Raw genomic sequence first — 26,904 nt, 5'->3', positions numbered from 1 at the left:
ATAGGGCATTAACAAAAAGAAATGTACAAATGAAATTAAAGTTATTTTTCAGTCTTGTTTATCTAATAACTATCTTAAGTTGTAATAACAAGTCAACCCAAATTGATACATCTCATACTCGGATACAAAAATCAATAGATTCAGTTTTCAATCAATTGGTAACAGATGAAATATTTAATGGTGAAATTCTTGTAGCGCAAGAAAATAAAATAATTATTCATAAGTATTATGGTAAAGCTAATTTAATCTCCAATGAGGATTTCACAAGTGAATCTGTGTTTGAAATTGCGTCTGTAAGTAAACCTTTTGCTGCATTAGCAATAGCAAAATTAGTATCAGAAAATATATTAAGTTATGATGATTTTATTACAAAATTCTTACCTGAACTTCCTTACGGTAATATCAAAATTAAGCACTTAGTTTCACATACATCTGGATTACCTGACTACAATGCAGTTTTGTACCCAAACTGGGATGCTACAAAAATCGCCAACAATCAAGATTTGCTTAATATATTAATTGAAAAACCACCTGAACTATTATCAAATCCAGGTATCGAATGGAAATATAGTAATATTGGATATACGCTTTTAGCCATTATTGTAGAAAGAGTGCAAGATAAAACATATCCTCAATACTGTAAAGATTACATATTTAAGCCTTTAGCGATGAATCGAACAATAATTCCAAACTATGAAAAAACAAAAGAAAATAAGTATTACGTAAATGACTATATATTCAGTTTTGGAAATGCAAAATATATTGACCCAAGTATATATCCATACTTTGATAATGCAACCTTTACAGGAGATATGTATGGAGCTCAAGGTATTTGTACAGGAGCAAATGACCTCTATAAATTCACCAAAATATTTTCATATCAAGACATTTTATCAGACTCATTATTTAAGTTATATACATCACCTCAAGGCATTAAAACTCCATTGAGCAAGGATTATACATTAGGTTGGTTTTCCGATACCGATTCAATAATGGGGGAATCACTATTTTATGCAGGTGGTTTTGCAGGACATCGCTCTTTTCTTGAATATTACAAGAAAAAAGAAACTGTTATAATTATTCTAAATAATACTTCTGCGCCAGTTTGGAGTTTAAGGAAAATTATTACCAACTGTTTAACTAACCAGAATATTGAGTATCCAAAAAAATCATATATAAAAATGTTGAGCTATCAACTTCAAGAAGTTTTGGAAGATAGAATTAATAAGAAAGACATAAATGATTTTGATAGTGCCGTGTATAAAATAAGAGACTATGAATTTGAAGAGCTAATAGAAGAATTGATTACCAATAATCAGTATGATTTAGCAATCATTGCATCTGAAAAAATTTCAGAAATTAATCCTGATAATTACAAGCCTTTTTTCCATATTGGTGATATTAAATATAAAATAGGCAAAATTGAAGAATCGTTGATTTATTTCAATAAAGCCCTTAAACTTAATCCAAATGACACAATAATAATGAATAGGATTAAAGAAATAAAGAACGAATAAAAACGCCCTACAACATGGTATATAGCAAATAGAGCATTCGGTGATTTACGAAAGTTCAGTACTATTTATAGGCACCACCAAGTCTTTTTGATTTGGCTTTAGAACAAAAAAGTAAAACAAAATAAAAAGTTTTAGCTAAGTGCTCAATCGAAAATTCACTACTTTTAATACCCGTACTAACCATAGCGAGACGTTACCACACATTAAAACAAGCTGAATGAGTATAGAAAAAGCATATAATGCTTGGGCAAGTCAATATGACACAAATGAGAATCGAACAAGGGATTTAGATAAAAAGTGTACTATTGAAACATTGAATAATTTTGACTTTAAAAATGTATTAGAATTAGGTTGCGGAACAGGAAAGAATACAGAATGGTTACTTAATAAGGCAAACAGAATAATTGGTTTGGACTTTTCTCAAGAAATGCTCAATAAAGCAGAAGAGAAAATATCTGATAAAAGAGTAGTATTCAAAAAAGTTGATTTAACTAAAGGTTGGGAAATAGAGGACAACTTTGCGGATTTAATAACTTCGAGTTTAACACTTGAACATATTGAAAATTTGGACCACATTTTTTCTCAAGCAAACCGAATACTGAAGAATAATGGACTGTTTTTTATTAGTGAATTACATTCCTTTAAGCAATATTCTGGAAGTAAAGCTAAATACGAAACGGAAAACGGAACTGAAGAATTAGAAGTTTATGTTCACCATATTTCAGAATACATTGATGATGCAAAAAATAATGGTTTTCAGTTAATCGAATTAAAAGAGTGGTTTGATGAAAACTCAGAAAATGGAATACCAAGATTGATATCATTTATATTTAAAAAATAAACACTAATGCCAACAAAGATGTATATAGTGGATAGCTACCCTGTGTGATAGCTACGACACCATACACGGATCGTTATAGAATATTTTAAGTAAAATGAAAACCGAGAAAGAAATTCTAAAAGAACTAAAAGCTAAATGGCAAATAAACCCATTCAATCTTTGGATTCCTCTTTCAGATTTTAGTGAAAAGAATACATGTTATTTTAATAGCGTTGAGTTCAATAAAAAATTCGGTTTTGACAAATTAAATAGAATTTATAACAGCCTGAAAACTGGAGGGATTTATGAATTCACCTACCCAAAAGAGACTAAAATTATTGACAAACTGAACATAGTTGAGTTTTCTGGAAATGACACTTTTTACGTTGATAAAAATGTTAACTATATGATTTATCTCACTCACGAACGAACCATTGCTTTTGCTGGGGATGAATTGATAAACCAAATAAAAAAAGAGTGGATTGAATTTGAGAAATTCATTAATCCTTGGGAAAAAGATGACTCAATCGAAGAACTTGAGAAAAGAATTCCAATATGGAATTCAATTTCCGAATTTTATTTAGATACGGAATTACAAAGTGAAAATTATGAATCGATTACTAATACTTTTTTAAACTCTGACTTACATATATCGGAATTAAAAGAAATTGACTTGTACGAAGTTTTTCCGGTTTTAAAAAGAAATCAAATTAGTCTAGCTGGAGAATGGAACGGGTTTGACGAAAAATGGCTACATGAGGCTTGTACAAAAGCTTATTTAAAAAGAAATAGTAGTTTTTTTAGATGGAAAACAAAGTTATACAATCGATTTTTGTATTCTATGAGAAAAGATCATTGGATTGAAATAGAAAACCGAATAAAAACGCACTATAACAATGTACAAAAAACATAGGGCTTTTAGATTTAATCAAAATATTTATGCTTATTTGCAAAGTTGCCAATTATAAAATTTGGTGTTTACAAAAAATGATAAAGCAAAATATTTATACTTGGCTTAGTACTCATCCGAAATGTATCGCTTATCACCTGCCCTACGTTTCTTATACAAGATGTTCTCATTAATTAGAAAACAATGATTGATTTAACAGATAAATTTCAAGATTTAGACACAAAATTGTTTGCATTGCTAAGAAGCCTCAATAATGAAGAATGGAATAAACAGACCATAGCAAAACTATGGAAGGTTAAGGATGTTGTTGCACATCTCTTAGATGGAAATATTAGAACCTTGTCTGGGTTGCGAGATAATTACAAAGGAGAACCACCAGTTATAAACTCTTATCAAGATTTATTAGATTTTCTAAATGCTATGAATGCAGAATGGGTGACATCAATGAAAAGAGTAAGTCCCAAAATGTTAATTGATTTACTTGAACATACAGGACCCAAATTTTGCAAATATTATGGTTCGCTAGACCTTTTAGAAAAAGCTGAGTATTCTGTAGCCTGGGCTGGAGAAAATGAAAGCAAAAATTGGATGCATATTGCACGAGAATACACTGAAAAATTCTTACATCAACAACAAATAAGAGATGCTGTAGGAAAACAAGGATTAATGACTAAACGTTATTTTTATCCTTTTTTAGAAGTTTGTATGTTTGCCCTACCTTATACGCTTAGAGATACTAAAGCGGAAATTGATGACACAATCAAAATGGAAATAACAGGAAAAGCTGGTGGAATATGGTATGTACAATATAATGGAAAAAGCTGGAAAATTATTGATTCATTATCGGAGAATTTGCCAATTACAGAAATTTCAATCGACCAAGACTCTTCGTGGAAATTATTTTCAAAGAGTTTACGGCCAAGTGATTTGACTGACAAGATTAAAATAATAGGAAATCAAAAAATTGGGAATGAAGCAATTAGTTTGGTTTCATTTATGGTTTAAGAAACTAATGCCAACAGTGTATGTGTTCATAGCAGATTAGTAATTTATCGAATGGTTCTTGTATAGTTATGATAGCGCAGTAATTTTAAAGCTGAATAAAGTATAAAATATACGCGAACTTGCCCATAGCTAGGTAACTTTTTGTCCTGCTACGACACATACTCATAACATTAGAAACAATAAAAAGCACTTTTGTAACCTTTTACAAAAAAAGAGGTCTTAAATAAAATGTAAAGACACATCAATTATGAAAAAGGCTATTCTTTCAATGTTTATTATTTTCTCTCTACTATCTTACTCGCAAGAAAATAAATTAAACAAGGGTTACTTGGAAGTTCTTGAAGAAAAAGGTCAGGAGCCGGTCAAATTCGTAAACGATCTGTTGGAGAGTGTTGATCTACTTATTTTTGATGATGCATTGCATTTAGCTAAAGAGCCTTTTGATTTTTATCAGGAATTAATAAGGAACGATCAATTTAAGAGTAAAGTCAAGTATATCTTCATTGAAGTGTTTTCAACCACTTCTCAACCCTATATCGATGAGTATTTTAGTAATTCGATAAAGGATAATATGATATTGTTATCTGTTTTTCAAAATGATTATAGCGGTTATGGTTGGCGTTATAAAACGTATCTTGATTTACTAGAAACTATTTGGGAAGAAAACTCTCAACTTTCAGAATCTGATAAAATTCAAGTGATATGTGTAAATCAGCCCATTTATTGGAGTGCAATCCAAACCCGAAAAGATTATGAATTCTTTCAGGAATCATTGGTAGGTAGAGATTATTTTATGTATAAAATTATCTTACAAACATTAGAGGATTTCAAAATTGGAGCGAAAGGTATATTTCTGACCAATACAAGACATGCATATAAAGGGGTAAAAAAATCTAGTGGAAAATTTTACTGGAATACAGGAACGTTCTTAAATCAATGGCATCCAAAAAAAACATACTCCATCCGTTTACACAATGTAAACCTTTCAATCCAATCGAAATTAGACAATTCTACATTCAAATCAACCGAAGGATTAGACAGAGTTTCTTATAAATGGGTAAGAATAGACAATGGACGATGGGATAACGCATTTAAAGAAAATGGCAATGTCCCTATAGCAATTCCATTAGAAAAAAATGTTTTTGGAAAAACACCTTATACAGGTAATCATATGTTAAATGTGGCGCATGATCAAACCATGTATGATGCTTATGATGGTCTCATTTTCTTAGCTCCTTTAGAAGAATTACATTTCTCAGGAAAAGTTGATTTTATCTATACAAATTCATTTATTCAAGAGTTGAAAAGAAGATTATCACTACTACACGGAAATCAATTATCTGATTTTTTAAGTAAACATGGCGTTGACACACTAGATGATTTTATAAAAAAAACCATTAAACCTCAAGAACCTATGAAAAATACGCTTGTTCCCAAAAAAAGGAATTAACTGCTTCTGATAAAAAACTGAGTCAACAAACAAGTCTTTTTAAGTCTATCTTGACACAAATTTGTTATTATAAGTTAATCTATCAAAAAGCACCTTACAACAGCTATTATCTTGAATTTAATAATGAAGGGAATTTTTGTGTGGAATCTGAAAAAACATTTACTAATACCAAGTCCTATGTACAGCCCTTTCCTAAGTCATAGGTTAAAAATACGATATTCTAATTATCTCATACTAATAATTTTATATTGTTGAAATATTGCAAACAAGGCAACTTACTATAGCAATGTGATAACTTTTATAAGGTTTCACCCAAATTATTTAGCTGTCCACTTTTGTACCAAAAACATTGTTGAGTTTGTAGGCTTATATTTTAACTTACCTCTCGTTTCTGTTCTAATAATAGCATGAATATGACTCAGTAATCTTCTGTCCACCTTTACTAAAACCCTCTTAACATCTTTTCCTTGATGAGACCAACAATACAAGGTTAAAACGTAAAGCTTGTCCAGTCACTTCTATCAGGTAACTCCTCATTATAGGCTAAAAAAGCATTTTGGATAAAACCAAACATTATTTGGATAGTATTGAACATGATAAAAACTAAAATTTAGTTGCTTTGGATAACTATAAGATGAATTGATTCATAAATAAAATTCGCGAACACTATACATAACAAATAGGGACTTAAGTATTTAATCCAAAGATCATTACCTATTTGTAAAGTCGTCAAATATGTAAAGCCTTTGCTGAGCTTGTCGAAGTATGGCTTTTAAGATTGATACGTTAAAAACAAAATATAAAAATTTGGCTCAGCCTAGTATGCTATGTTTCATATACTGAATGTTGTAGCCTATTAACACAATTATTATGACTTATAAAAATCAAATGAATTTATCTAAAATACGTTTTTACAATGATACTATTAGAGACCGCATTTTGAATTTACCGCTATTGGTCAGTCTGTTTATTATCATTTTTTCAACTATATTTTATGAAGCCAATGCTCAAGTAGTTAATGCACGAAGAACAGGATTTACGTGGATAACAACTAAAAAAGTGAAAGACGTTAGTTTTGGAGCAGGATATACGATGTACAGTGCTGCATGGCCAATCTTTAAAGATTATCCAGGAGCATCAAATTTCCAGACAGGACTTGGGAGTTCTTGGTTAACCACACAACGAACAGGTAATGAACCTGCTAAATTTTATACAACTATTGAAGGTGGTTTAGGCTGGTGGATGGATACACGTTTTGGAACTAAACATCCAAAATTTATAATGGGTGGCGTTTCACATAATTTTTTCGCTTGGGCAAATGGCCCTGGTGCTGGAAAAAGTTCAATGTTACGAAACGGACAAAGAGATTGGAGTACGCCAGGAGGTAAATATGGTATTGCTCAATTATCAAATAGGTTGCTTTGGGCACCTGATGGGCTAAACATGGCGCAAAGTTTAAATGGCGAATTGTTAGGCTATGGTTACACACCTTTACCTTTAACCGATCCGATGGCGCAAACAGCTGGTGTAAATATTGAAACAGGAAATCAGTGTTGGACATTATTTATGAATTCTACGAACTTCAAAGGACCTGCAGCTTTCTTCTTACCAACTTTCTGGACGAAACCTGTATTGGCTAATCCGGCTTTAGAAGGCTTATTTTTTGACACAAGACCATCGAATCCTAATGTTGGTCTTGGTGTGGAGCAAGCACTTTTTCCAGCAATAATTTCTTCAGATAATAGTGGAACTCGTTATGCAAAAATAGAAAGAATACAATTTCCAATTAGTGATGAAAATAACTCAATTATAATGAATCAAGTTACTGCTTATTCTCAAAATGCACTTTGGAATGATATGGAAACTTGGTTCAATGGCGGTGCAATAGTTCAACCAGGAATGAACCAGACAGGGGTTATTGATGTCTCCTTTTCGAATAATGGTGGTTCAATGAGCGGTGAAATTTCTGAAAGTCGGCAAAATGGTTTAGACCATCCAATTGACTTGACTTATATAAATAATGTTCAACAAACCACCAATACAATGGGTTTTGAATATGATCTAAATACTGTTGATAAAAATAATGGTAATTTTATTTTACCCGAGTATTTTAGGCTTGATCCAGATAATAAATGGCGCCCAATTGATGCTACAAATGTTCCTGCTTCTACTAATTTGATAGCTACAGACATTCCTGCAAGTCCAAGAAGTGAAATTACTTATTTGACTCCATTGGAATCAGATTGCCACTGGCAAGACCCAAATGGCCCTTGGAATAACCCTGGCCCTTCAGCCGGCCCTTTTACTGCGGATTTAGGTGATGGAACAACCGTTACATATTACTGGTATCGCTTTATTGACCAACCTGCGATTATAAACGCAAATCTACCAACTAGCATGCGTACGGCAATGCAAGCTAGAGTTGAACTTATTCATTCTAATTGGAATCATACGGATGAATATTTAGCTCCTCCATCAGCAGGGAATTTAGCTACAATTGACCCAAATGTAATTATTCAGCCACCTGCTGGTTTCGAAATCGGTTATGTGCCTATCGTTACCAGACAGCAAAAAACGCCAAGTAAAGTAAGAGTTTTTATTTTAGCTGGGCAGTCAAATATGCAAGGACAAGGTACTGTTGTTGATCCCGAAAATGATCCAGGCGATTTGATAGATGTTATCCAAAACGACACGAGTGGCGATTGGTCAGTAATTGGACAAGACAATAATTGGACTACGCTGAATAATGTTCATCTGTATTATGAAGGTCATCAAGGAACAATTAGAGAAAAAGTTACCGTTGGTCAAGGTGCTAACTCTAATTCAATTGGTCCAGAATTAATGTTTGCGCACCAATTAGATGAGTATTATGATGATCCCATACTGATTATCAAAACGGCCTGGGGTGGAAAAAGTTTAGCAGAGGACTTCCGTCCACCTTCCGCTGTTGGTAAAACTGGGCCATTCTATAACAAAATGATTCAAATCATACAGCATGTTACTCAAAATCTATCGACAGAGTTTCCAAATATTGGAACAAATGATTTTGAAATTTCAGGATTTGCTTGGTTTCAAGGGTGGAATGACGGCAAGAATAATGATTTTCTGAATGAATATGAAAGTAATCTCAACCATCTAATAAATGATGTAAGAACTGATTTAGCAATTCCAGATCTCCCAATAGTTGTCGCTAGTTCTGGGCATGGTGGATATTTTCTAAGTTATGACCATTGGGTCCAAGGTATACAAAATATAATATCGGTTGCACAGGAAAAGGTGGCTTGTGATGACGTAACGTATGGTGGTCACATTGGTTTTGTGGATACCAAGCAATTTTATCTTAATGCATCAATATCACCATATAACGGAGTTTTTCATTTTAATAATAATGCACTTACTTTTTTAAATATCGGAAACTCAATTGGAAAGGAAATGATTTTGGCAATCAATGAAATGGCCTTTTGTAATGATGATTGTGGTGAAGGCCAACAAATTTTACCAAAAGTAGTTTCAATAGGAAATAGAGTATGGAATGATCTTAACAGAGACGGAATCAATGATCCAAATGAGCCAGGGATTCCAGGTGTATCTGTTCTATTATGGAGCGATTCTGATGGTGATAATATTCCTGACTGGCAAGGTTTCGAAGGTGTTAAAATAACAGATGCTGATGGATATTACCGCTTTTCTGATTTGCAACCAGGGAATTATGTAGCGTTCGTTTGGAGTTTAAATAATTGGGGTGTAGGAGAACCACTAAACGGATTTGTGTCTTCAAATGGGTTTGTAGCCAATGCTAATAACGATACAGATTTAGATAATAATGGTTCTGGAAAACCATTTACGGATATTATGTCGGGTATCGTCACCTTAACGATAGATGGAGAACCTTTAAACGATGGTGACCCGTTTAATTGTTTCTTTGATTTTGATTCTAGTGGAAATAATACTATTGATTTTGGTTTCTTTGATCCTAATGCAACATTAGTTATTAAAGATGTACATGAAAACAGGATTCAAATTTTTCCAAATCCTGTTCTAAATGAGTTAACGATTAAAAGCAATTCAAATCTATATCAGATTAAAATATTTGATCTCTTAGGACAAATTCATCGAACAATCAACCCAACCAAAGCAACAGAAAAAATAAACCTTTCGACATTACCAAAAGGGCTGTATCTTATAAAATTAATAGATGAGATGAACAATTTCTTGAAGGTTCAAAGAATAATAAAACAGTAAAAGCAAAATATTTAGATTTTGCTTAGTACTCATCCGAAATGTATCGCTTATCACCTGCCCTACATTTCTTATACAAGATGTTGCCTGCAAGCATAAAATGATGACTTGATAGAGATAATAGCTAAATTATCTCTATCAAGTCATCATTTTTAATCTACATAATTTGATAAAAATCAAACACCTAAACATGCTCCGAAGTTTAGACAAATACGAGGTAAAATAATCCAAACATGAATAAAAATAGAATAATAAAAAGAACTCCTATTAATAAAGCATGACTAATGTAGACCTCATCTCCAGTCGGTTTATTTTTCGGCCACAACAAACCGAAACTTCCTGTCACAAACAATAAGAAAGGGATGCCCGAGAAAAAAATAAGGAATTTTAAATCAAATTGGTCTTGCAAAACACCATAAAAAACAAAACCAACTACTAAGAAAAAATTAATTCAGAATTAATATCTTTGTAGTCTGTTATACTAATTCAACATATTACTTGAGTCTTACTAAAAAGACGTTCTCTATAAAACGAGAAATTAATACATAAAGATCCTTGGATTTTATAATGTACAGGTAATCATATCTAATTTTTTTATCAAAACCTTAAACAGAACAATTGATTTTAAATCGATTGCCTTATCACTTTGTAATGCATTCTGCATTTCGAAATGTGGTCATGTTATAATGAATGAAAAATGAATAAAAAACAGTTAATAAGTAGAAATATAGAGCTATTTTATAATACAGCATCTGAAGAAACCAGACTTAACAAAGGAATGGGTATTTTTGAATTTGAGAGAATCAAATCACTCATAGAAAAATATATTCCAACTCAATCTTCAAAAATAATTGACATTGGTGGTGGAACAGGGAAATATTCAGAATGGCTTGCAAAAAAAGGACATCAAGTTCATTTAGTCGAACCCGTTTCAAAACATATAAAAATAGCGCAAAACAGAGCCAATAAACTAAAAAACAAGTTTTCTATTCATTTGGGAGAATCTAGAAGTTTAAAATTCCCAAATAATTTTGCTGACCTAATAATTTTGCACGGCCCCCTATATCATCTTCAAAAAAAAGAAGATAGAGAATTAAGTATTCGAGAAGCGAAACGTGTTTTAAAAAATAACGGAATCATTTTGGGTTTTGCTATCAATTATACCGCATCCACTCTGGTAGGTCTTTTAAATGGACTCATCCATAAAAGAACATTTTTTGAAATGTGTAAAGATGAATTGACAAATGGAATACACAATCCTCCAGATGATTTCCCTTGGCTTTTAGCTGAAGCATATTATCATAAACCTGAACAGCTTAAAGACGAATTTATAAACCAAGAATTAACTTATCTTACTACTTATGCCGTTGAAGGAATGGCTTGGTTAGACAAAAATTATTTTACTAATATGTTGAATGACAAAAAGAAAAAAACATTATTAGAACTTACACAGATTACAGAAAATGACAGCTATCTTTTACCTTTTAGCCCTCATATGATGATAGCAGTAAAAAAACAAACAACTTATGAAAAATAAAGAAAAATATTATAAAACATTAATTGAAGACAATGGTCAGTTGAATGAAATAGACCTTGGAGAAAAACTCGGACTTGATGAAAAAGAAACAAGAGAACTAATTGTTCGACTTCTATCCGAACATAAAATTGAATATTTGGAGAATGGAGCTTGTAATTATAGTTGCATGAAAATAGCGAAAAGGAAAAATAAAACAAAATAAAAAAATTTGGCTAAGTACTTAATCGAAAGTTTACTACTTTTAATTCTCATATTAACCAGAGCCAAGACCTTAGCAGCAAAAATTAATGAAAAAAATATTGATATCTATTGGAATGATAGTAGTATTAGTTGTTATCGGATTCTTAATCAAAGGGAGTTTTCTCGATATTTCATTCTCTCAACTTAACAAAAGAAATATCAAAATTGTTAGTTACACTATGAGTGAGCAATTTAAATCTCACTTAATATTCACATTGTCAATTGGGGTTATTCCTGTTTTGTATTTAATCTCAAATAAATTTTCGGGATTAAAATCTAGAAATCAAACTATAGCAACTCTTGGAATAATATTCGGATGTGGAATTTTAAGTTGGCAACTAAGAATATTTCAACTGAATAATCAATTACAAAAATTGTCGGAATATAATCTTGAAAACGGAATTCAGAATTCAATGGATTTTCAGAACCTAAATTTCAGCACATATTTATTTATTGGTTTTTTAATTGGAGCATTATTAAGTGTTCTAATTTTTAAGATGAAAAATCGATCGACAACGAAATAAAACATATATAGTAACATTATATATAAAATCAAAGCAATTTAGTGCCAGATCAAATAATTATTTAATATTTTCTCTGGCACTAGATTTTAATAAATTAAACGAGTTCTATTTTAAATGAAACACATAATAATTGCATTCTGTTCCTCCATATTTGCTTTTAGTTTAGGCATCTTAGATTGTTCTGCTCAAGAAATTAATCATAATAAAATGATGGATTCTATTACTGAGTCCACTAAAGGTGAAATAGAAACCCAAAAAATAGCAATATTAATATATCAAAATGTAGTATTACAAGATTTTGCAGGGCCTATCGAAGTTTTTTCTAAAGCAAGAAAATTGACTAAAGGAAAATATGAAATTTTTACAGTTGCATTAGATACATCAATAATTAGAACCGAAAACAATATAATTAAATTAAAGGCTGATTATACTATTAACAATATGCCCGAGGCCAATTACTTAATAATTCCTGGAGCAAGTATGCCGGTTATTAATACTTTAATTGAGAATAATACATTTACAAATTTTATAACGGATTGGAGTAATAAAGAAAAGACAAAAACTGTATCAATATGTACAGGTTCTTATCTATTAGCAAATACAAACGCATTAAATAATAAAAAAGCCACTACTCATTATTTTGTAGCAGACGATTTTTCTAAACAATATTCACAAATTGAATTGATTAAAAATGTCCGTTTTGTAGATGAAAAAAAGTTTATTACATCATCTGGAATTACTTCCGGAATAGATACTGCATTATACATTGTAGGCAATCATAGTGGAGAGAAAATAAAACAAATGATTTCAAGAGCTTTACAATACGAATTCCATGAGAAAGAAGATTGGCCAATAGCTCCAAATGGAATGAAGTATAGAAGAAAAACCAAAAGTACGGATCGCTAGTAATATACAAGAAAACACAGGGTTTTTATCCTTAACCGAAAGGTGGGTGCTTATTAGCAAAACGTATCGCTTATCCCCTGCCCTACGTTTCTTATACTAGACTTTATAAACAATTAGAGATGACATTACCAGAAAATGCTTTTCCAAAAGGAAATATTGGCTACGGAATGAACTATCAAATAATTAGTAGGATTTCTATTCGAGAAAACCATCTGATTGATAACTACTTTCAGCAGGATGGAAAATTGCTGAATTGGGTAATATCAAATAGAAGAGATACACCGATTGAAGTAAATCCTAATGATTGTGAATGGCTTAGTCAAACCTTCTTTAGAAATGAAAAAACTCTCTATGGTTTCTCTCTAATAGAAAAAAGTAATTCAACAAAAATGTTTTTAACGCCTATTAAAGGTAAAGTTGATTTTGACACTTTTGAACCTCTAGGTAAAAATTATGCAAAAGACAAACATAGATACTATTATGGTCCAGGCGGAAAAATTATAAAGGAAAATCATTTAGAACTATTTTTCGACAATACCTACAGACAAGAATGGTTGAAGCTACATCCCTCTGAAAAATCAAAACAAATACTATCGCTTTGGAACTCTAAAATAGCGACCTCTGATGAAAAAGTATATTGGAAGGGTAAGTTAGTTAAAGGAGTTCATTCTAGTCTTAAGAGAATTACGCCTTTCTTTTTTGCCGACAACTACAATGTTTATGCTTATGATTTACAAACGATAAAAAAAATCGAAGGAGTAGATATTGATTCTTTGGTATTTTGTAACATCATAAAAAACAACAGCATTCACGGGATTGTTTCAGACAAATTTAAACCCATTTCTAAATATTTATCGAAAGAAGATTCTCTTGATAAATATGACTTCAAACATAATGCTCCTTTATTTGAATCAAAAAGAGAAGAATTGAGCTCAGAATATTGGTGGTATGAATTAGAAAAAACTATTTACAACAAAAGCTGAATTACATTAAAACATAGTATAGAAAAAAGTTACCCAAACTTGCATTTATAAACATTGAAACTCCCAAGGTGTCGAGCAAATTTATAGCTTATAGATTTATCCAAAAATCGTCTCTATTCATCATAAGTAGATACTGTTGGGAATTCAAAAACCCTTTGTATTCTTACTGTGAAGCAACGGTCTTATACTGAGAAAGATAAAAATTAACATATAAAATGTCTACGAAAAAGTAATAATTTACTCTCCTACATGTACACATAACAAAATTTTTGAAATATAAATCAGCATTATAGTTCTTAGTTTTTTTCACATTAGCATCATCGCGATATTCATATATATAAAGTGATAATTTCAGATTTTTAATTTTCAAAATAGCGAATTAGTCAATTATAAAAAGAAGGAATAATGGATAAATTAACTCAGTTCTTTAGAGAGCTGTTAACCAATACAGATAAATTAGACCATTTTAATTCAGGCGAGAACGAGAGCGAAATTGCTAGCAATCGACGAAGCATGTTGAATGCAGCTGGAGTGAAACATGCAGAAGAGATAATTAGAATGACTCCCCAGGATTTGCAAAAATTAATGGAGAAACAGCTGGCTCAAAAAACTAGCAATGATGTAGAAACAACAATTTGCGGATTGATTGCAAAACAAATGCTAGAATATCCAGAACGGATTGCAATTATCGATGGCGAAACCAGAATTGACTATAAAAGTCTCATGAAACGAGCTAGTGAAGTTGCCGGAGAGCTTAAGAGTCGTGGAGTAGAATCAGAATCGTTAGTCGGGGTGTGTATGAACAGATCTTGGGAACTAGTAGCTACTTTAATTGGTGTGATGCAAGCAGGATGTGCATATGTACCATTGGATCCTGCATATCCACAAGATAGAGTACGATATATGTTAGAACATTCTCGTGCTGTGGCAGCCTTCGTGGATAATGACAGTACTGCCTATTTATGCAGTGGAGTACGTGAGTTATTATGGATCAATAAAATAGGAGATCATACTGATAGCGTTGTACGACCATCTGCGAACGATTTGGCATATGTTATCTATACCTCGGGTTCAACAGGACGACCAAAAGGTGTTGCTGTCGAACATCGTAGTGTTGTGGCAATGCGTCAGTCTATGCGTGATAAATTTAGTGATGAAGAGTTGAAAGGGATGTTTGCTGGTGCCTCTGTTTGTTTCGATACTTCGGTAATGGAAATTATGGGAACTTTGTCATTGGGTGGTACCATAATATTAGCAAAAAATGCCCTTGAGCTAACCAAACTTCCTGCAGTAGATCAGGTGAGAACATGTGTAATGGTTGCATCGGCTGTACAGGCATTACTCTCTACCGAAAGATTACCTGAAGGGATACGATGTCTGGTGTTTGGAGGCGAAGCACTCAAACGCTCACTAGTAGAACAGGTATACGCACTAAGACCAGATCTACGCGTGTTAAATGCGTATGGTCCTACCGAAGATACAGTGTACTCTACTATTGCCGAAGTGTCCCGAGGAACTAAAGTTATTACAATTGGTAAGTCGGTGCCAAACTCGCGTACATATATTTTGGATGATGCATTGCAACCCGTTTCTGATGGGGTAGCTGGAGAATTGTATCTCGCAGGGAACAAGCTTGCACGTGGGTACTTGTATGATAAAACGCTCACCAAGGAGCGTTTTATCGAGAAAGAACCTAATGATCTGATTCCTGATAATCGGTTGTACAAAACGGGTGACTTGTGTCGATGGACAAACAATGCAGAGATCGAATTTCTTGGCCGGGTTGACCAACAAGTAAAAATCAGAGGTTTTAGAATTGAACTTGAAGAAATTGAATCTACACTTGAATCGATGCAAGGTGTTGACGCGGTGGCGGCTACAGCAGCAGATGGAGGTATTGGCCAAAAAATACTAGTAGTCTATGTTGTAAGTCGGGATGAAACAGTGACAGAGACAAAAGTCAAGTCTTATCTATCACAACGATTACCTAAGTATATGGTTCCTCAAGTTGTGAAGCACTTAAACGCACTACCTCTTTTACCCAATGACAAACTCGATCGGAAAAAACTCATAAATCTGGAAAAAGAGGTGAATTTTGAATCAGATGCAATTGCAATATCTACAAATACTGAAGCAATCAATAGCAGCAATATTCTCATACAACGTTTGGTAGGCTCAAAGGACGAACAACAAGCAACAATATTGTCGATCATTCAAAACGAGGTGGCTTCTCTCCTTAACTTAAAAAACCCTGCACAGGTATTGCCAGACCATTCATTTGATGGCCTTGGCCTCGATTCGCTAACTACACTAGAGTTCAGTTGCCGACTCACAAAATTATTGGGTCAAGAATTGTCAGCCAATGTGATCTTTGAATACTCAACTCCAAATGCATTGGTCAATTATATTACCAATATGATAGGTAGTAGCCCCAATAGTTGCTCAACAGATAAGCTATCTAGTGTGACTACAGATACACTTGCCAGTTTCCAAACCAATATTCAGTCTAGTCACCCGACATTTCAGGCTGCGAATGCTCCATCATGGAACGCTACTGATAAGAGTAAACTGGTTCAAGAGCTCATGCATATGGTAAACGACAATCGCAGAAATCCTTATGGTAAGGTATTGCAAACAGGAAGTGCAGCTAGAGGTATAGTAAGTGATTCCTACAATGATGAAAAGCAAGAAGCCATTATATGGTCGACTAATCTATATTTTGGCTTAAATCGGGATCCGAAAGTTATTGAGGAAGCTTCTATTGCTTTAACACGTTTCGGTACCGGAATGGGTATCTCGGCAGCGGCGACAGGTATGACTAATCAACATCTGGAGTTCGAGAAAGAGTTTGCTGATTTGGTAGGAAAGCCTAGCGCTTGTCTGTTTCCGACTGGGTACACTGCCAATCTTGGGGCGATTTCGGGACTTCTCGGAAAAAACGATGTTGTTGTTATCGATCAGCTCTGTCATGCATCTATTGTTGATGGCGCTCGTCTAAGTGGTGCGGCTATTAGAACGTTTAAACACAATAATGCATCTGACCTTGCAGCTGTCCTTGAGTCAGAAGTGTCACCCTATCGTACTGTTTTAGTAGTTTTGGAAAGTGTATATAGCATGGGCGAAGGTACTGCACCAGTTGCAGAAATCGTGCGTACAGCAAAAAAATATAATGCACTCGTGCTAGTCGACGAGGCGCATTCTTTTGGCTTTTATGGTAAAGATGGAGCCGGAATTTGTGCTGCTCAAGGTGTCACTGACGAAGTGGATTTTATTATGACAACACTCAGTAAAGCCTTAGGTAGTATTGGTGGTGTTATTGCAGCTAGCCAGGAGCACATAGGCCTTTTGAAGTCATCTTCCAGAGCCTACATCTTTCAGGCTTCCATTAGCCCAGCAGATATAGCAGCAGCGCTCACTTCATTACGACGTCTACGCTCTGATGATTCATTGCGTGAACAATTGTGGGATATGACTCGGTATATGCGTCAGCGATTCGAAGAGGCTGGGTATGATTTAGGAACTGGAGATGGACCTATTGTCACTCCACATTTTGGCGACAAAGATAAACTTTATGCAATAGTACAAAGTTTATATCAACGTGGCGTTCAAACATTGGCCGTAACGTATCCAATTGTGGAAATCGGACGAGGCCGTTTAAGACTTATTTGCTCGGCTTCTCATACACGTGAAGACGTAGACAAAACGCTAGAAGCTCTCATCGAAGCAGAACGTGAAGTAGATGAGCAACTCGATATAATTCGTTATGAAACAAGGAGTTCAAACATAACACACTCTGATGTCGAAGTCTGGGCCAAAGTATTCTCTTCCTACCTAAAAAAATCGATAGCTGAAGTTGCTGCTCCAACCCCAAACCTCGCCATATCAGTTAGTGTTTCTGAGCAGTCTGAGCCAGTCACAATTTTATGTAAAGATGGAGACGTGACATTGAGTGCTCATAAGAATTGTGATCTACCTTCTTGTTCGTTGCTTCTTACTGAAAAGGCTGCGGTTTCCGCTTTGCAATCATCTGATATACAAGGATTACTTCATAGCATCTGTAAAGGAACCTGTGTTTTAAAAGGACAAGTCGAACCATTTATATGGTTTATTGGGCGAATTGTAGATCAACGACAAGGGATCTATACTGATTCTTAACAAGACAGTAGGAAGTATTTGTTAATTTGGCCAAGATACGTTCTTCCTTAAAATTCTGTTGTGAAAGTGATATATGATACAAACATATTTAGATCCTAAAAGGCGATGCTTCTATCTCAAGGACTGTTTTGGATTAAACATGGATTAAGAAAAATAATAAATAATTGCTCTATAGAATCAATATGCATCCGATAGCAAATGACTAATAAAAACAAACGCACAACAACATGTTCTAAAAGTAATAATGGTTTGGGATCAATCTCGAACTATTATTTTATTTAATTAAGCACATTTTCGTTTTAAACATAAAAAAAAGGGATTACCAAAAAATAATCCCTTTCATAGATTTAAAAAACAAATGCCCAAAATTTGTTATATCTCTATTACTTACGAATCGCATAACTAGAAGCCTTAGGAAGTTCTCTTAAAAAATTTACAATACTCTTAAAATTCAACCCAAAAATGGAATAAAAATGATTCATGACTGTGTGATTTAAGGTTAATTATCTCTAATATAACAAGTTATTAACAATAAATCAAATTATTTGTTTATTTAATGTTAATAATTTGTTTAAATAAACAATAAACACGATATAATACACTTTTAATAACAAATTATATGTAATTAGTACGTATAAACCTACTTTTAATGTTAATAACTATGTTAATAACTCTCTTACCCCCTGTCAAAGAACAAACTAAAAATCAAACAGTTAACTAAAAAAGTACAAAAACATTACACTTTCTTAGTATAAAAGGATCAAAAAATTGACAGTCTATTGTCATAAGTTAAAAGTGAGTTAGCTGTCCGAAACTATTGTTTTATTTAAATTGCAGGCATTAAACAAATCACAGTAATTAGTTGACAATACTTAAATGACTATTGTGATTTTATATGGATCAACATTTACACATGTATCACCCTAAAACACTCAATACTAATAGATGAAAACCGCCACTGTAAAAGAACTAAAAACCGAATTAACAGATCGTTCACATCAGGAGCTTATAGAATTATGTCTTCGTCTATCACGATTTAAAAAAGAAAATAAAGAATTACTTACCTATTTATTATTTGAATCAACCAATGAAGAACATTATATCATAAGTATACAGAAAGAAATTGACGAACAATTCGAAATGATCAATACCACATCATATTATTATATTAAAAAGAGTGTTCGAAAAATTTTGCGTACTACAAAGAAGTACATACGCTACTCAAAAAACAAAGAAACCGAAGTAGAATTGCTTCTCTATTTTTGCAAAAAGTTAAAAAATTTCTCCCCTTCTATACAAAACAATACTGTTATCAAAAACATATATCATCGCGAAACATCAGCAATTAAAAAGAAAATTACCACACTACATGAAGACTTACAATACGATTATAGATTAGAATTACAAAAGCTACATTTTTAAGTAATCATATAATATGCAATCATTTATATTATTCAAATATACCTATCTCGATACTCTTTAGAATTAACAAATTAATTATTTTATACCTATATTAGCAATAAACACTTAAAAATTGTGTTAACAAGTAAAGTAAAAAACATCTTGATGATGATCATTTAGATATTTGGCGTTATCTTTGATTTTTATTAACTAATTTAAATTTTAACAATGAATAAAGGAACAGTAAAATTTTTCAACGATGCCAAAGGGTTTGGATTCATCACTGAAGAAGATTCTAACAAAGAGCATTTCGTACACATCTCTGGATTAATCGATGAAATTCGAGAAGGTGATGCTGTAGAATTTGATTTACAAGAAGGCAAAAAAGGATTAAACGCGGTAAATGTAAAAGTAATTTAATATATACTACTTAATTTTTTAAAGCACTATAACCTGTCAAGAATGACAGGTTTTTTTTGTACACATCAAAAACTAAACTCTATTTTGAACACTTATATTGATTATAAGCTTATCTCTTTATTTTTTTTAAAAATCAACTAGAGCAAAAACAAACTGTAAATCAAAACAATACACGTCCAAATGCCTTTTTTTTATTTAATTATCAATAATAATCCCAAATTAAAAATCGTTTTTACTGGTTTATTTATCTGATATTTTAACAATTGTTCGTAGCTTTAAGGGGCTTAAAAACTATATGCTATACTTAAATAGGTTAACCAAAGAATCTAAAAACGCCTATTAAATGTAGTATTAACTCTTATGGACACACTAATTTTCTATCAAATCTTAATTTTTCTTTTTCAAGGATTTGTTGTTGCTTTCCTAATATTATTACTATTTCGTTTACGTACGATAATAGGCTTAGGAGTGCTATTCGCTTCTTTGGGATTGTTTCAATTTGTACAGGTCTTCATGGCAAGTACGCTTTATTTTAAAATATCTGATACCATTGTAGTTTCTCCAGGTTCATCAATTTTATTTTCTGCTGCACTTTTTGCCATACTTTTAATATATATTAAAGAAGATGCAATTACTGCTCGAAAACTAATCTACGCATTAGTCATAGCCAATATCGTATTATGCTTCCTTTTACTTGCTTTTAGAATTAATATGGAAGGAGCCTATAGTTATAATCCATTTGATATTTCTACAGATTTTTTCTATACTAATGTACTGGTATTATTTGTTGGAACGGGCATACTTTATCTAGATTCAATATTGATCATATTTTTATACGAGTTTATATCAAAACGCACTTCTAACCTATTCTTAAGAGTAATGTTTACTATGATATTGGTACTCAGTTTTGACGCTATCTTTTTTACACTAGGCTCATTCTGGTATTTTGAAAACATACAAAAGTTCTTGCTTTCTGGACTCTTATCAAAAGGGTTTATGGCCATTTTCTATAGTATTATATTTACTGTTTATCTAAAGTATTTTGAAAAAGAAGTCTACAGCGCAAATTACCTTACATTTAAAGATATTTTTCATTCTCTAACATACAAGCAAAAATTTGAAGTAGCTGAAAAAGCTGCTCAATTCACCAAAGGTAGATACCAAACTTTAACGAATCTGATACCGGTAGGTGTATTTATGACTCAAAGTGATGGAAAAACCATATTTGTTAACCCCAAATGGTGTTCCATCTCAGGGTTATCACAAGAAGAAGCTTTGAATGATGGATGGCTTAACGCTGTGCACCCAGAGGATAGGAAAAGACTAAAACAAGGATGGTATTCCGCTGCAGATAAAAGAGAAACCTCTGATGCAGAATACAGGTTTCTTAAAGCTGATGGCTCCATAACCTGGGTATTAGGGCGTGCTATACCAGAATATAATGATAAACATCAAGTTATTGGATATGTTGGCACCCTTACAGATATTACAGATATCAAGTTATATGAAATTGAATTAAGTCGATTAAAAGAAAAAGCTGAAGAAAGCGATCGACTTAAATCTGCTTTTCTTGCAAATATGAGCCACGAAATAAGAACTCCTATGAATGGTATTCTTGGTCTAGCAGAACTCTTAAACGAGCCAAAACTTACAGGTGACGAACAACAACTTTATCTGGATCTTATAAAAGAAAGTGGAGCACGTATGCTTAATATCATCAGAGATATTATCGATATCTCTAGAATAGCAGCAGATCAAGTGAAAGTCGATATCGAAGAAGTTGATATCAACAAACAAACCAAATATCTATTTAACCTCTTTAAACCACAAACGGATAAAAAAAATATTGTACTATCATTATCAAATGATTTACTAGCAGAAGATGCAATCATCGAAACCGATAAAGAAAAGTTTAATACTATCCTTTCTAATTTGATAAAAAATGCTATTAAATACACAAATGAAGGAGGAATTGAATTTGGGTATATAAAGGATAAAGAAATCCTTCGATTTTATGTAAAAGACACCGGAATGGGGATCGCCAAAGATCGTCAAAAAGCTATTTTTGAACGATTTGTACAGGCAGACCTTGAAGATCGCTATGCGCTAGAAGGTGCTGGTATCGGATTATCTATCGCTAAAGCTTATGTTGAAATGCTAACAGGAAAAATTTGGTTAGAAAGCAAAAAAGGTCAAGGATCTACATTCTATTTTACTATTCCATATATCAAAGCATCTCAAATAACAGCTTAATCAATAAAATTGAAAAACAATATGTTTCTGAGAAGCATATATTTTAAAGAAAAAAGAATACCAAAGCTCTTTTATTTAGTTTTTACATCATCATTTTAAGCCGTAAAAGATAAGATATGAAAAGATAAAAAAGCGTACCACTAGTTACCCAATCTTATATCAAAAACATTCACATATCACCCCTCAACTCTAACAATTTTAGCGCCAATTGCTCTAAGACGTTCATCGATATTTTCATATCCTCGATCAATTTGTTCAATATTATGAATAGTTGACGTTCCTTTAGCACTTAATGCAGCTATTAATAATGATATTCCTGCTCTAATATCAGGAGATACCATTGTAGTTGCTTTTAATGTAGATTGAAAATCATGACCTATAATTGTAGCTCTATGTGGATCACATAATATAATCTTAGCGCCCATATCAATAAGTTTATCTACAAAAAACAAACGACTCTCAAACATTTTTTGATGAACCATTACTTCTCCTCTGGCTTGAGTCGCTATAACCAAAACAATACTCAATAAATCGGGTGTAAATCCAGGCCAAGGTGCATCGGCAATAGTCATAAATGAACCATCAATATAACTTTCAATCTGATACCCATCAGTATGTGCGGGAATATAAATATCATCTCCTACCCGCTCCAAAGTAATACCAAGTTTTCTAAAAGTATTCGGAATCAATCCTAGGTTTTCCCAACTCACATTTTTAATAGTGATTTCACTTTTTGTCATAGCTGCTAACCCGATCCAAGATCCAATCTCTATCATGTCTGGTAGTACACGGTGCTCACATCCCCCTAAAGCTTTAACCCCTTCAATCACCAACAAATTAGACCCAACACCAGAGATTTTTGCCCCCATAGCGTTAAGCATTTTACATAATTGTTGTAAATAAGGTTCACAAGCTGCATTATAGATTGTAGTAGTACCTTTTGCAAGTACCGCTGCCATTACAATATTTGCAGTACCAGTAACCGAAGCTTCATCAAGCAACATATAAGCGCCTGTTAACCCCTCTGGTGCCTCGACACCATAAAAACGTTCTTCTTTGTTATATCTAAACTCTGCTCCAAGATTAATAAAACCTTCAAAGTGAGTATCCAAACGTCTTCTCCCAATTTTATCACCTCCCGGACGAGGGATATATCCTTTACCAAACCTTGCCAATAGTGGCCCAACAATCATAATAGAACCTCTAAGGCCGCTTCCCTCCTTCTTAAATTTTTCGCTTTCAAGATATTCCAGATTAAGTTCATCACTCTTAAAAGAATATTTTCCTTTGCCTAATTTTTGGGCCTTTACTCCCAAATTTCTAAGAATCTCGATTAATTTATTTACATCTCGTATATCAGGGATATTTGAAATTATAACTTCTTCTGGTGTTAATAATACTGCGCAAAGAATTTGTAAGGCTTCATTTTTGGCGCCCTGAGGTGTTATTTCCCCTTTGAGCTGATGCCCTCCTTCTATCTGAAAAGTCCCCATGTAATCGTTAGTCGTTAGCGGTTAGTAATTGGTAGTTGATTAATATTAATAGCGTTTTTTACCGCGATTGCTTCGGTAGTTCTTTTTACCACTATTGTTACTATTGGTTGTTGTATGCTTTTTCTTTTTTCCTCTCATCAGATTAGAAGAGTCAGTAAGGTTTTCATTACTTCCTTTAAGATCTATTTTACCATCACTTAGTTCAAAAAGATGATTAAATATCGCACTATCCTCTACTGTATCTTTATTCCAGTTCAGATAGCACTTTTTCATATGATTAGCAATTGTTAAAGTAAGTGCATTTTTTAAATCTCCATCTTCCCAACTATTTGCAACATCGATCATTCGTTTAATATTGTTTCCGTAAAAACGATATTTCGGAAAATTCTGAGGATAGTCAAGAGGTTCTGGTCTTTCCTGTAATTTTTCTTTGGTCAACACAGGAAAAGGAGTATCTACATCTAATTTAAAATCACTCATTATAAATAACTGATCCCATAATTTATGCTGAAACTCTGGCACATCTCGTAAATGTGGTTGCAAATTACCCATTACTGCAATAATCGATTTAGCAACCTTATTACGTTCTTCACGATCTTCGATAGCAACAGTATGATTTATCATTTTCTGCATATGACGACCATATTCTGGGATAATGAGCTTTTCACGCTCGGTATTGTATTCTATATTATATATATCCATAAAATGTATGTGAAAATTGTGTAGAGATAGTCTAAAAAATCAATATGTAATGTGTTGTGAATATAAGTTCTCGAAAACTATTTATAAGTAATTATGCATAACCTCTTTAGATTCAGTTTGACAATTGATTACTTTTTGGACTATTCTATTATAATTCGTCTCGCAAAATACTAAAATAAAATAAGTAAGCTACTGTCATTACTATATTTTATTTATCGATCAATGGTATTAGCATAGAAAACAAGTATTGAACTCATCTCATTTTCATACTTCCCAGTGAATTTATCATTTTGCTTCTTCGTATTTTTGTGAAAAAGATTACTATAATGAAATTACCCCCTCTACTTTCTCTGCAACTTCTTTATATTTAGTAATCACCTGATCCGGATTTTTCATTCTAACATTGATAGATACACTAGTATATTTACCATTCTTGGATTGTTTTGTCTGAATTACCGAACCCATATTATCAAAAATTGTTTCAATTTGCTCAATTTTTTCAGTGTTTGTAGGCACAATAAACTTATATAGATACGAAGTTGGCCACAATGATGTATCTGCCAACTGCACTTTTAACTTTTCATAAAATTCTTCAGAATCTTTCATAGTATCATCTAACAAATCAAAATTTAGGCCAAAGATACATCTTATGATTTATAAAAACGAAGTTACCGACAAACTCCTTTTCTTTATCAAGAAGAAAAATTATTTTTTATCATAGCATTATATTGTGCAATCGTATCAATATCTGCTCCTTTACCAATAGCATCAACTGTGTATATCTTATCCATATGTTTTTTAATAATGTATCGCGCTCCAAAATCTGCTTTCAATTGCAATAATTCATCGAAATACTTAGATGGAATAATTGCAGGTACTCCTATACCAAAGCCCAAATCTGTGGCGGCAATAGCACCCGGTTGTTTGTTAAACTGAGTGATTAATGAATTAAAATGTATTGTATCCAATAGTGGTTGATCTACTAGTGAAACTAAGACCCCATCATACGACAATTTATTCTGTTGTATAGCCATAATCCCAGAACGTATTGTAGATCCCATGCCTGATTGCCATTTTGAATTTTTGAGTATTGTGACAGGAAAATGACAAATCTCTTTATATATCACGTCATAATGTGCGCCCAAAACCACATAAATTGGTACTTCTTTTATTAGTAATGCCTTTTCTATAGCATGACCAATCAATGTAGTATTACTCCATGGTAATACTTGTTTTGGCTCACCCATTCTACTAGAGGAACCTGCTGCAAGGATAAGTTGTGCTATTTTAGGTTTTGGTAGAGATGACATTTATTTTTTTCCTTTTTGGATCATCATGAATTGCTCCTTTCTTCTCTTGCAATGGTATTGGGTTTTGACCTCTGATTACAGATAATATTTCAGCAATTATAGAAATAGCGATTTCCTGAGGAGTTTCAGCTCCCAGATTTAAACCTGCGGGACCATGAATAGCATCCAAAAATCTATCTGTAACCTCGGGGAAATACTCTATAAAAGCAGATAATAGCTTTTCTCTACGTTGCGCAGGTCCTAATAACCCAATATATACTGGCCTGGATTCTTTTAATGCCTGAAGATATAATAAGTCTTTAGCAAAATTATGAGACATTAGAACAATCGCTGTTTGATCATCTATATAATCAATACTTAAATCTTCTGGAGTACTATGAATCACTTCTTTGACTCCAGGAAAATCTTCTGTTTTTTTTAGATGCTGTGGAGAACCTACAACAGTTACTTCCCATCCAGTAGCTGAAGCCAATTTACATAACTGCACTGCATCATGTTCTGCACCAATGATTATTAACTTAAAGCAAGGTTGCATTTCCCTCATAAAATTCTCTAGGCTATCATTAGGTTCTGTTCCTTGCGAAAAAGAGAATTCCTGATCTCCTTTAAATTGAACAATAGAACCCATAGTAGAGTTTTTCTGTTCTGTTTTTGAGTACCATGATTTGATTTCAAACGGCACTCTGGATTTCAGATATTTTTGTATCGTTGTAATCTCAACATTGCTAATATCAAAAGTTTCAATCAATATATATAGTAATCCTTCGCAACCCAATCTATATTTACCATCGTAGGTCATCATTTTTGGTTTTCCGGATACAAATACTGACTGTGCTTGTCGAAGTACTTCTTTCTCTACACATCCTCCGCTTACCGCCCCTGTCATTTTTCCATTTTGAAGAATCAGCATACCGACTCCTGGCCTTCTATAAGAAGATCCTTCTACATCTACTACAGTAGCCATAACAGCAGGTATACCCTGCTGTTTGGCTTTATAATAAGATGTTATTATTTCTTTGAATTCGTGTGTCATAGGCGT

Annotated in this window: 20 protein-coding genes; 15 read left to right on the top strand and 5 right to left on the bottom strand. The window is 32.8% G+C overall.

From position 1 onward, the window contains the following. Positions 1 to 29 precede the first annotated feature (29 nt). The 15 genes from ATE84_RS14490 (at position 30) to ATE84_RS14415 (ending at position 22,360) form a co-directional block, all read left to right on the top strand. Positions 30 to 1,517, top strand: coding sequence for a serine hydrolase (locus ATE84_RS14490; RefSeq protein ID WP_101448636.1), 1,488 nt, complete (start codon positions 30 to 32; stop codon positions 1,515 to 1,517). 217 nt (positions 1,518 to 1,734) lie between these two features. Further along, positions 1,735 to 2,358 (top strand): class I SAM-dependent methyltransferase, encoded by a 624-nt coding sequence (locus ATE84_RS14485; RefSeq protein ID WP_101448635.1) that lies wholly within the window; start codon positions 1,735 to 1,737, stop codon positions 2,356 to 2,358. 94 nt (positions 2,359 to 2,452) lie between these two features. Continuing rightward, positions 2,453 to 3,250: a hypothetical protein gene (locus ATE84_RS26470; protein WP_199176881.1), complete on the top strand. Its 798-nt coding sequence runs from the start codon at positions 2,453 to 2,455 to the stop codon at positions 3,248 to 3,250. Between the two features lie 180 nt (positions 3,251 to 3,430). After that, positions 3,431 to 4,252, top strand: a complete 822-nt coding sequence (locus tag ATE84_RS14475; protein WP_101448634.1) for a maleylpyruvate isomerase N-terminal domain-containing protein — start codon at positions 3,431 to 3,433, stop codon at positions 4,250 to 4,252. A 247-nt stretch (positions 4,253 to 4,499) separates the two neighbouring features. Continuing rightward, on the top strand, positions 4,500 to 5,702 hold the full coding sequence (locus tag ATE84_RS14470; protein ID WP_101448633.1) for a hypothetical protein: 1,203 nt from the start codon (positions 4,500 to 4,502) through the stop codon (positions 5,700 to 5,702). Between the two features lie 870 nt (positions 5,703 to 6,572). Then, the gene (locus ATE84_RS14465) at positions 6,573 to 9,944 is read left to right on the top strand and encodes a sialate O-acetylesterase (RefSeq protein WP_101448632.1); all 3,372 of its coding nucleotides are present in this window, start codon (positions 6,573 to 6,575) and stop codon (positions 9,942 to 9,944) included. 694 nt (positions 9,945 to 10,638) lie between these two features. Further along, positions 10,639 to 11,478 carry a bifunctional 2-polyprenyl-6-hydroxyphenol methylase/3-demethylubiquinol 3-O-methyltransferase UbiG gene (locus ATE84_RS14455; protein WP_101448631.1) on the top strand — a complete coding sequence of 280 codons (840 nt, stop codon included), beginning with the start codon at positions 10,639 to 10,641 and terminating at the stop codon, positions 11,476 to 11,478. After that, a complete protein-coding gene (locus ATE84_RS14450; protein ID WP_101448630.1) occupies positions 11,468 to 11,680 on the top strand; it encodes a hypothetical protein in 213 nt (70 codons plus the stop codon). The genes ATE84_RS14455 and ATE84_RS14450 overlap by 11 nt, the downstream gene beginning before the upstream one ends. Positions 11,681 to 11,765: 85 nt before the next feature. Continuing rightward, positions 11,766 to 12,242: a hypothetical protein gene (locus ATE84_RS14445; protein WP_101448629.1), complete on the top strand. Its 477-nt coding sequence runs from the start codon at positions 11,766 to 11,768 to the stop codon at positions 12,240 to 12,242. Positions 12,243 to 12,356: 114 nt separating this feature from the next. After that, positions 12,357 to 13,148: a DJ-1/PfpI family protein gene (locus tag ATE84_RS14440; RefSeq protein WP_101448628.1), complete on the top strand. Its 792-nt coding sequence runs from the start codon at positions 12,357 to 12,359 to the stop codon at positions 13,146 to 13,148. 119 nt (positions 13,149 to 13,267) lie between these two features. Continuing rightward, positions 13,268 to 14,131, top strand: a complete 864-nt coding sequence (locus ATE84_RS14435) for a DKNYY domain-containing protein (protein WP_101448627.1) — start codon at positions 13,268 to 13,270, stop codon at positions 14,129 to 14,131. A 405-nt stretch (positions 14,132 to 14,536) separates the two neighbouring features. Then, positions 14,537 to 18,286 carry an amino acid adenylation domain-containing protein gene (locus ATE84_RS14430; protein ID WP_101448626.1) on the top strand — a complete coding sequence of 1,250 codons (3,750 nt, stop codon included), beginning with the start codon at positions 14,537 to 14,539 and terminating at the stop codon, positions 18,284 to 18,286. A 945-nt stretch (positions 18,287 to 19,231) separates the two neighbouring features. Next, entirely contained in the window at positions 19,232 to 19,708 is a 477-nt protein-coding gene (locus ATE84_RS14425; protein WP_101448625.1) for a hypothetical protein, read from the top strand. A gap of 207 nt (positions 19,709 to 19,915) precedes the next feature. After that, positions 19,916 to 20,107, top strand: coding sequence for a cold-shock protein (locus tag ATE84_RS14420; protein WP_024769089.1), 192 nt, complete (start codon positions 19,916 to 19,918; stop codon positions 20,105 to 20,107). 360 nt (positions 20,108 to 20,467) lie between these two features. Then, a complete protein-coding gene (locus tag ATE84_RS14415; protein ID WP_101448624.1) occupies positions 20,468 to 22,360 on the top strand; it encodes an ATP-binding protein in 1,893 nt (630 codons plus the stop codon). A gap of 176 nt (positions 22,361 to 22,536) precedes the next feature. Here the strand turns inward: ATE84_RS14415 and murA are convergent, their stop codons facing one another. From murA to ATE84_RS14390, 5 genes are all read right to left on the bottom strand, one after another. Next, on the bottom strand, positions 22,537 to 23,853 hold the full coding sequence (gene murA / locus ATE84_RS14410) for a UDP-N-acetylglucosamine 1-carboxyvinyltransferase (RefSeq protein WP_101448623.1): 1,317 nt from the start codon (positions 23,851 to 23,853) through the stop codon (positions 22,537 to 22,539). Between the two features lie 45 nt (positions 23,854 to 23,898). After that, entirely contained in the window at positions 23,899 to 24,555 is a 657-nt protein-coding gene (locus ATE84_RS14405) for a DUF4290 domain-containing protein (protein ID WP_101448622.1), read from the bottom strand. Positions 24,556 to 24,876: 321 nt separating this feature from the next. Continuing rightward, a complete protein-coding gene (locus tag ATE84_RS14400; protein ID WP_101448621.1) occupies positions 24,877 to 25,161 on the bottom strand; it encodes a DUF493 family protein in 285 nt (94 codons plus the stop codon). A gap of 86 nt (positions 25,162 to 25,247) precedes the next feature. After that, positions 25,248 to 25,865 (bottom strand): NTP transferase domain-containing protein, encoded by a 618-nt coding sequence (locus ATE84_RS14395; RefSeq protein WP_101448620.1) that lies wholly within the window; start codon positions 25,863 to 25,865, stop codon positions 25,248 to 25,250. Beyond that, a complete protein-coding gene (locus ATE84_RS14390) occupies positions 25,843 to 26,898 on the bottom strand; it encodes an XdhC family protein (protein WP_101448619.1) in 1,056 nt (351 codons plus the stop codon). The genes ATE84_RS14395 and ATE84_RS14390 overlap by 23 nt, the downstream gene beginning before the upstream one ends. Positions 26,899 to 26,904: the final 6 nt, after the last annotated feature.

The sequence above is a fragment of the Aquimarina sp. MAR_2010_214 genome, from assembly GCF_002846555.1.
GTDB lineage: Bacteria > Bacteroidota > Bacteroidia > Flavobacteriales > Flavobacteriaceae > Aquimarina.
The sequence above is the reverse complement of the archived record's forward strand: the minus strand, read 5'-3'. Positions and strand labels throughout refer to the sequence as shown.

Coding starts and splice junctions, on each gene's coding strand:
- ATE84_RS14490 (WP_101448636.1), top strand. CDS start 30: ATGAAATTAAAGTTATTTTTCAGTCTTGTTTATCTAATAACTATCTTA.
- ATE84_RS14485 (WP_101448635.1), top strand. CDS start 1,735: ATGAGTATAGAAAAAGCATATAATGCTTGGGCAAGTCAATATGACACA.
- ATE84_RS26470 (WP_199176881.1), top strand. CDS start 2,453: ATGAAAACCGAGAAAGAAATTCTAAAAGAACTAAAAGCTAAATGGCAA.
- ATE84_RS14475 (WP_101448634.1), top strand. CDS start 3,431: ATGATTGATTTAACAGATAAATTTCAAGATTTAGACACAAAATTGTTT.
- ATE84_RS14470 (WP_101448633.1), top strand. CDS start 4,500: ATGAAAAAGGCTATTCTTTCAATGTTTATTATTTTCTCTCTACTATCT.
- ATE84_RS14465 (WP_101448632.1), top strand. CDS start 6,573: ATGACTTATAAAAATCAAATGAATTTATCTAAAATACGTTTTTACAAT.
- ATE84_RS14455 (WP_101448631.1), top strand. CDS start 10,639: ATGAATAAAAAACAGTTAATAAGTAGAAATATAGAGCTATTTTATAAT.
- ATE84_RS14450 (WP_101448630.1), top strand. CDS start 11,468: ATGAAAAATAAAGAAAAATATTATAAAACATTAATTGAAGACAATGGT.
- ATE84_RS14445 (WP_101448629.1), top strand. CDS start 11,766: ATGAAAAAAATATTGATATCTATTGGAATGATAGTAGTATTAGTTGTT.
- ATE84_RS14440 (WP_101448628.1), top strand. CDS start 12,357: ATGAAACACATAATAATTGCATTCTGTTCCTCCATATTTGCTTTTAGT.
- ATE84_RS14435 (WP_101448627.1), top strand. CDS start 13,268: ATGACATTACCAGAAAATGCTTTTCCAAAAGGAAATATTGGCTACGGA.
- ATE84_RS14430 (WP_101448626.1), top strand. CDS start 14,537: ATGGATAAATTAACTCAGTTCTTTAGAGAGCTGTTAACCAATACAGAT.
- ATE84_RS14425 (WP_101448625.1), top strand. CDS start 19,232: ATGAAAACCGCCACTGTAAAAGAACTAAAAACCGAATTAACAGATCGT.
- ATE84_RS14420 (WP_024769089.1), top strand. CDS start 19,916: ATGAATAAAGGAACAGTAAAATTTTTCAACGATGCCAAAGGGTTTGGA.
- ATE84_RS14415 (WP_101448624.1), top strand. CDS start 20,468: ATGGACACACTAATTTTCTATCAAATCTTAATTTTTCTTTTTCAAGGA.
- murA (WP_101448623.1), bottom strand. CDS start 23,853: ATGGGGACTTTTCAGATAGAAGGAGGGCATCAGCTCAAAGGGGAAATA.
- ATE84_RS14405 (WP_101448622.1), bottom strand. CDS start 24,555: ATGGATATATATAATATAGAATACAATACCGAGCGTGAAAAGCTCATT.
- ATE84_RS14400 (WP_101448621.1), bottom strand. CDS start 25,161: ATGAAAGATTCTGAAGAATTTTATGAAAAGTTAAAAGTGCAGTTGGCA.
- ATE84_RS14395 (WP_101448620.1), bottom strand. CDS start 25,865: ATGTCATCTCTACCAAAACCTAAAATAGCACAACTTATCCTTGCAGCA.
- ATE84_RS14390 (WP_101448619.1), bottom strand. CDS start 26,898: ATGACACACGAATTCAAAGAAATAATAACATCTTATTATAAAGCCAAA.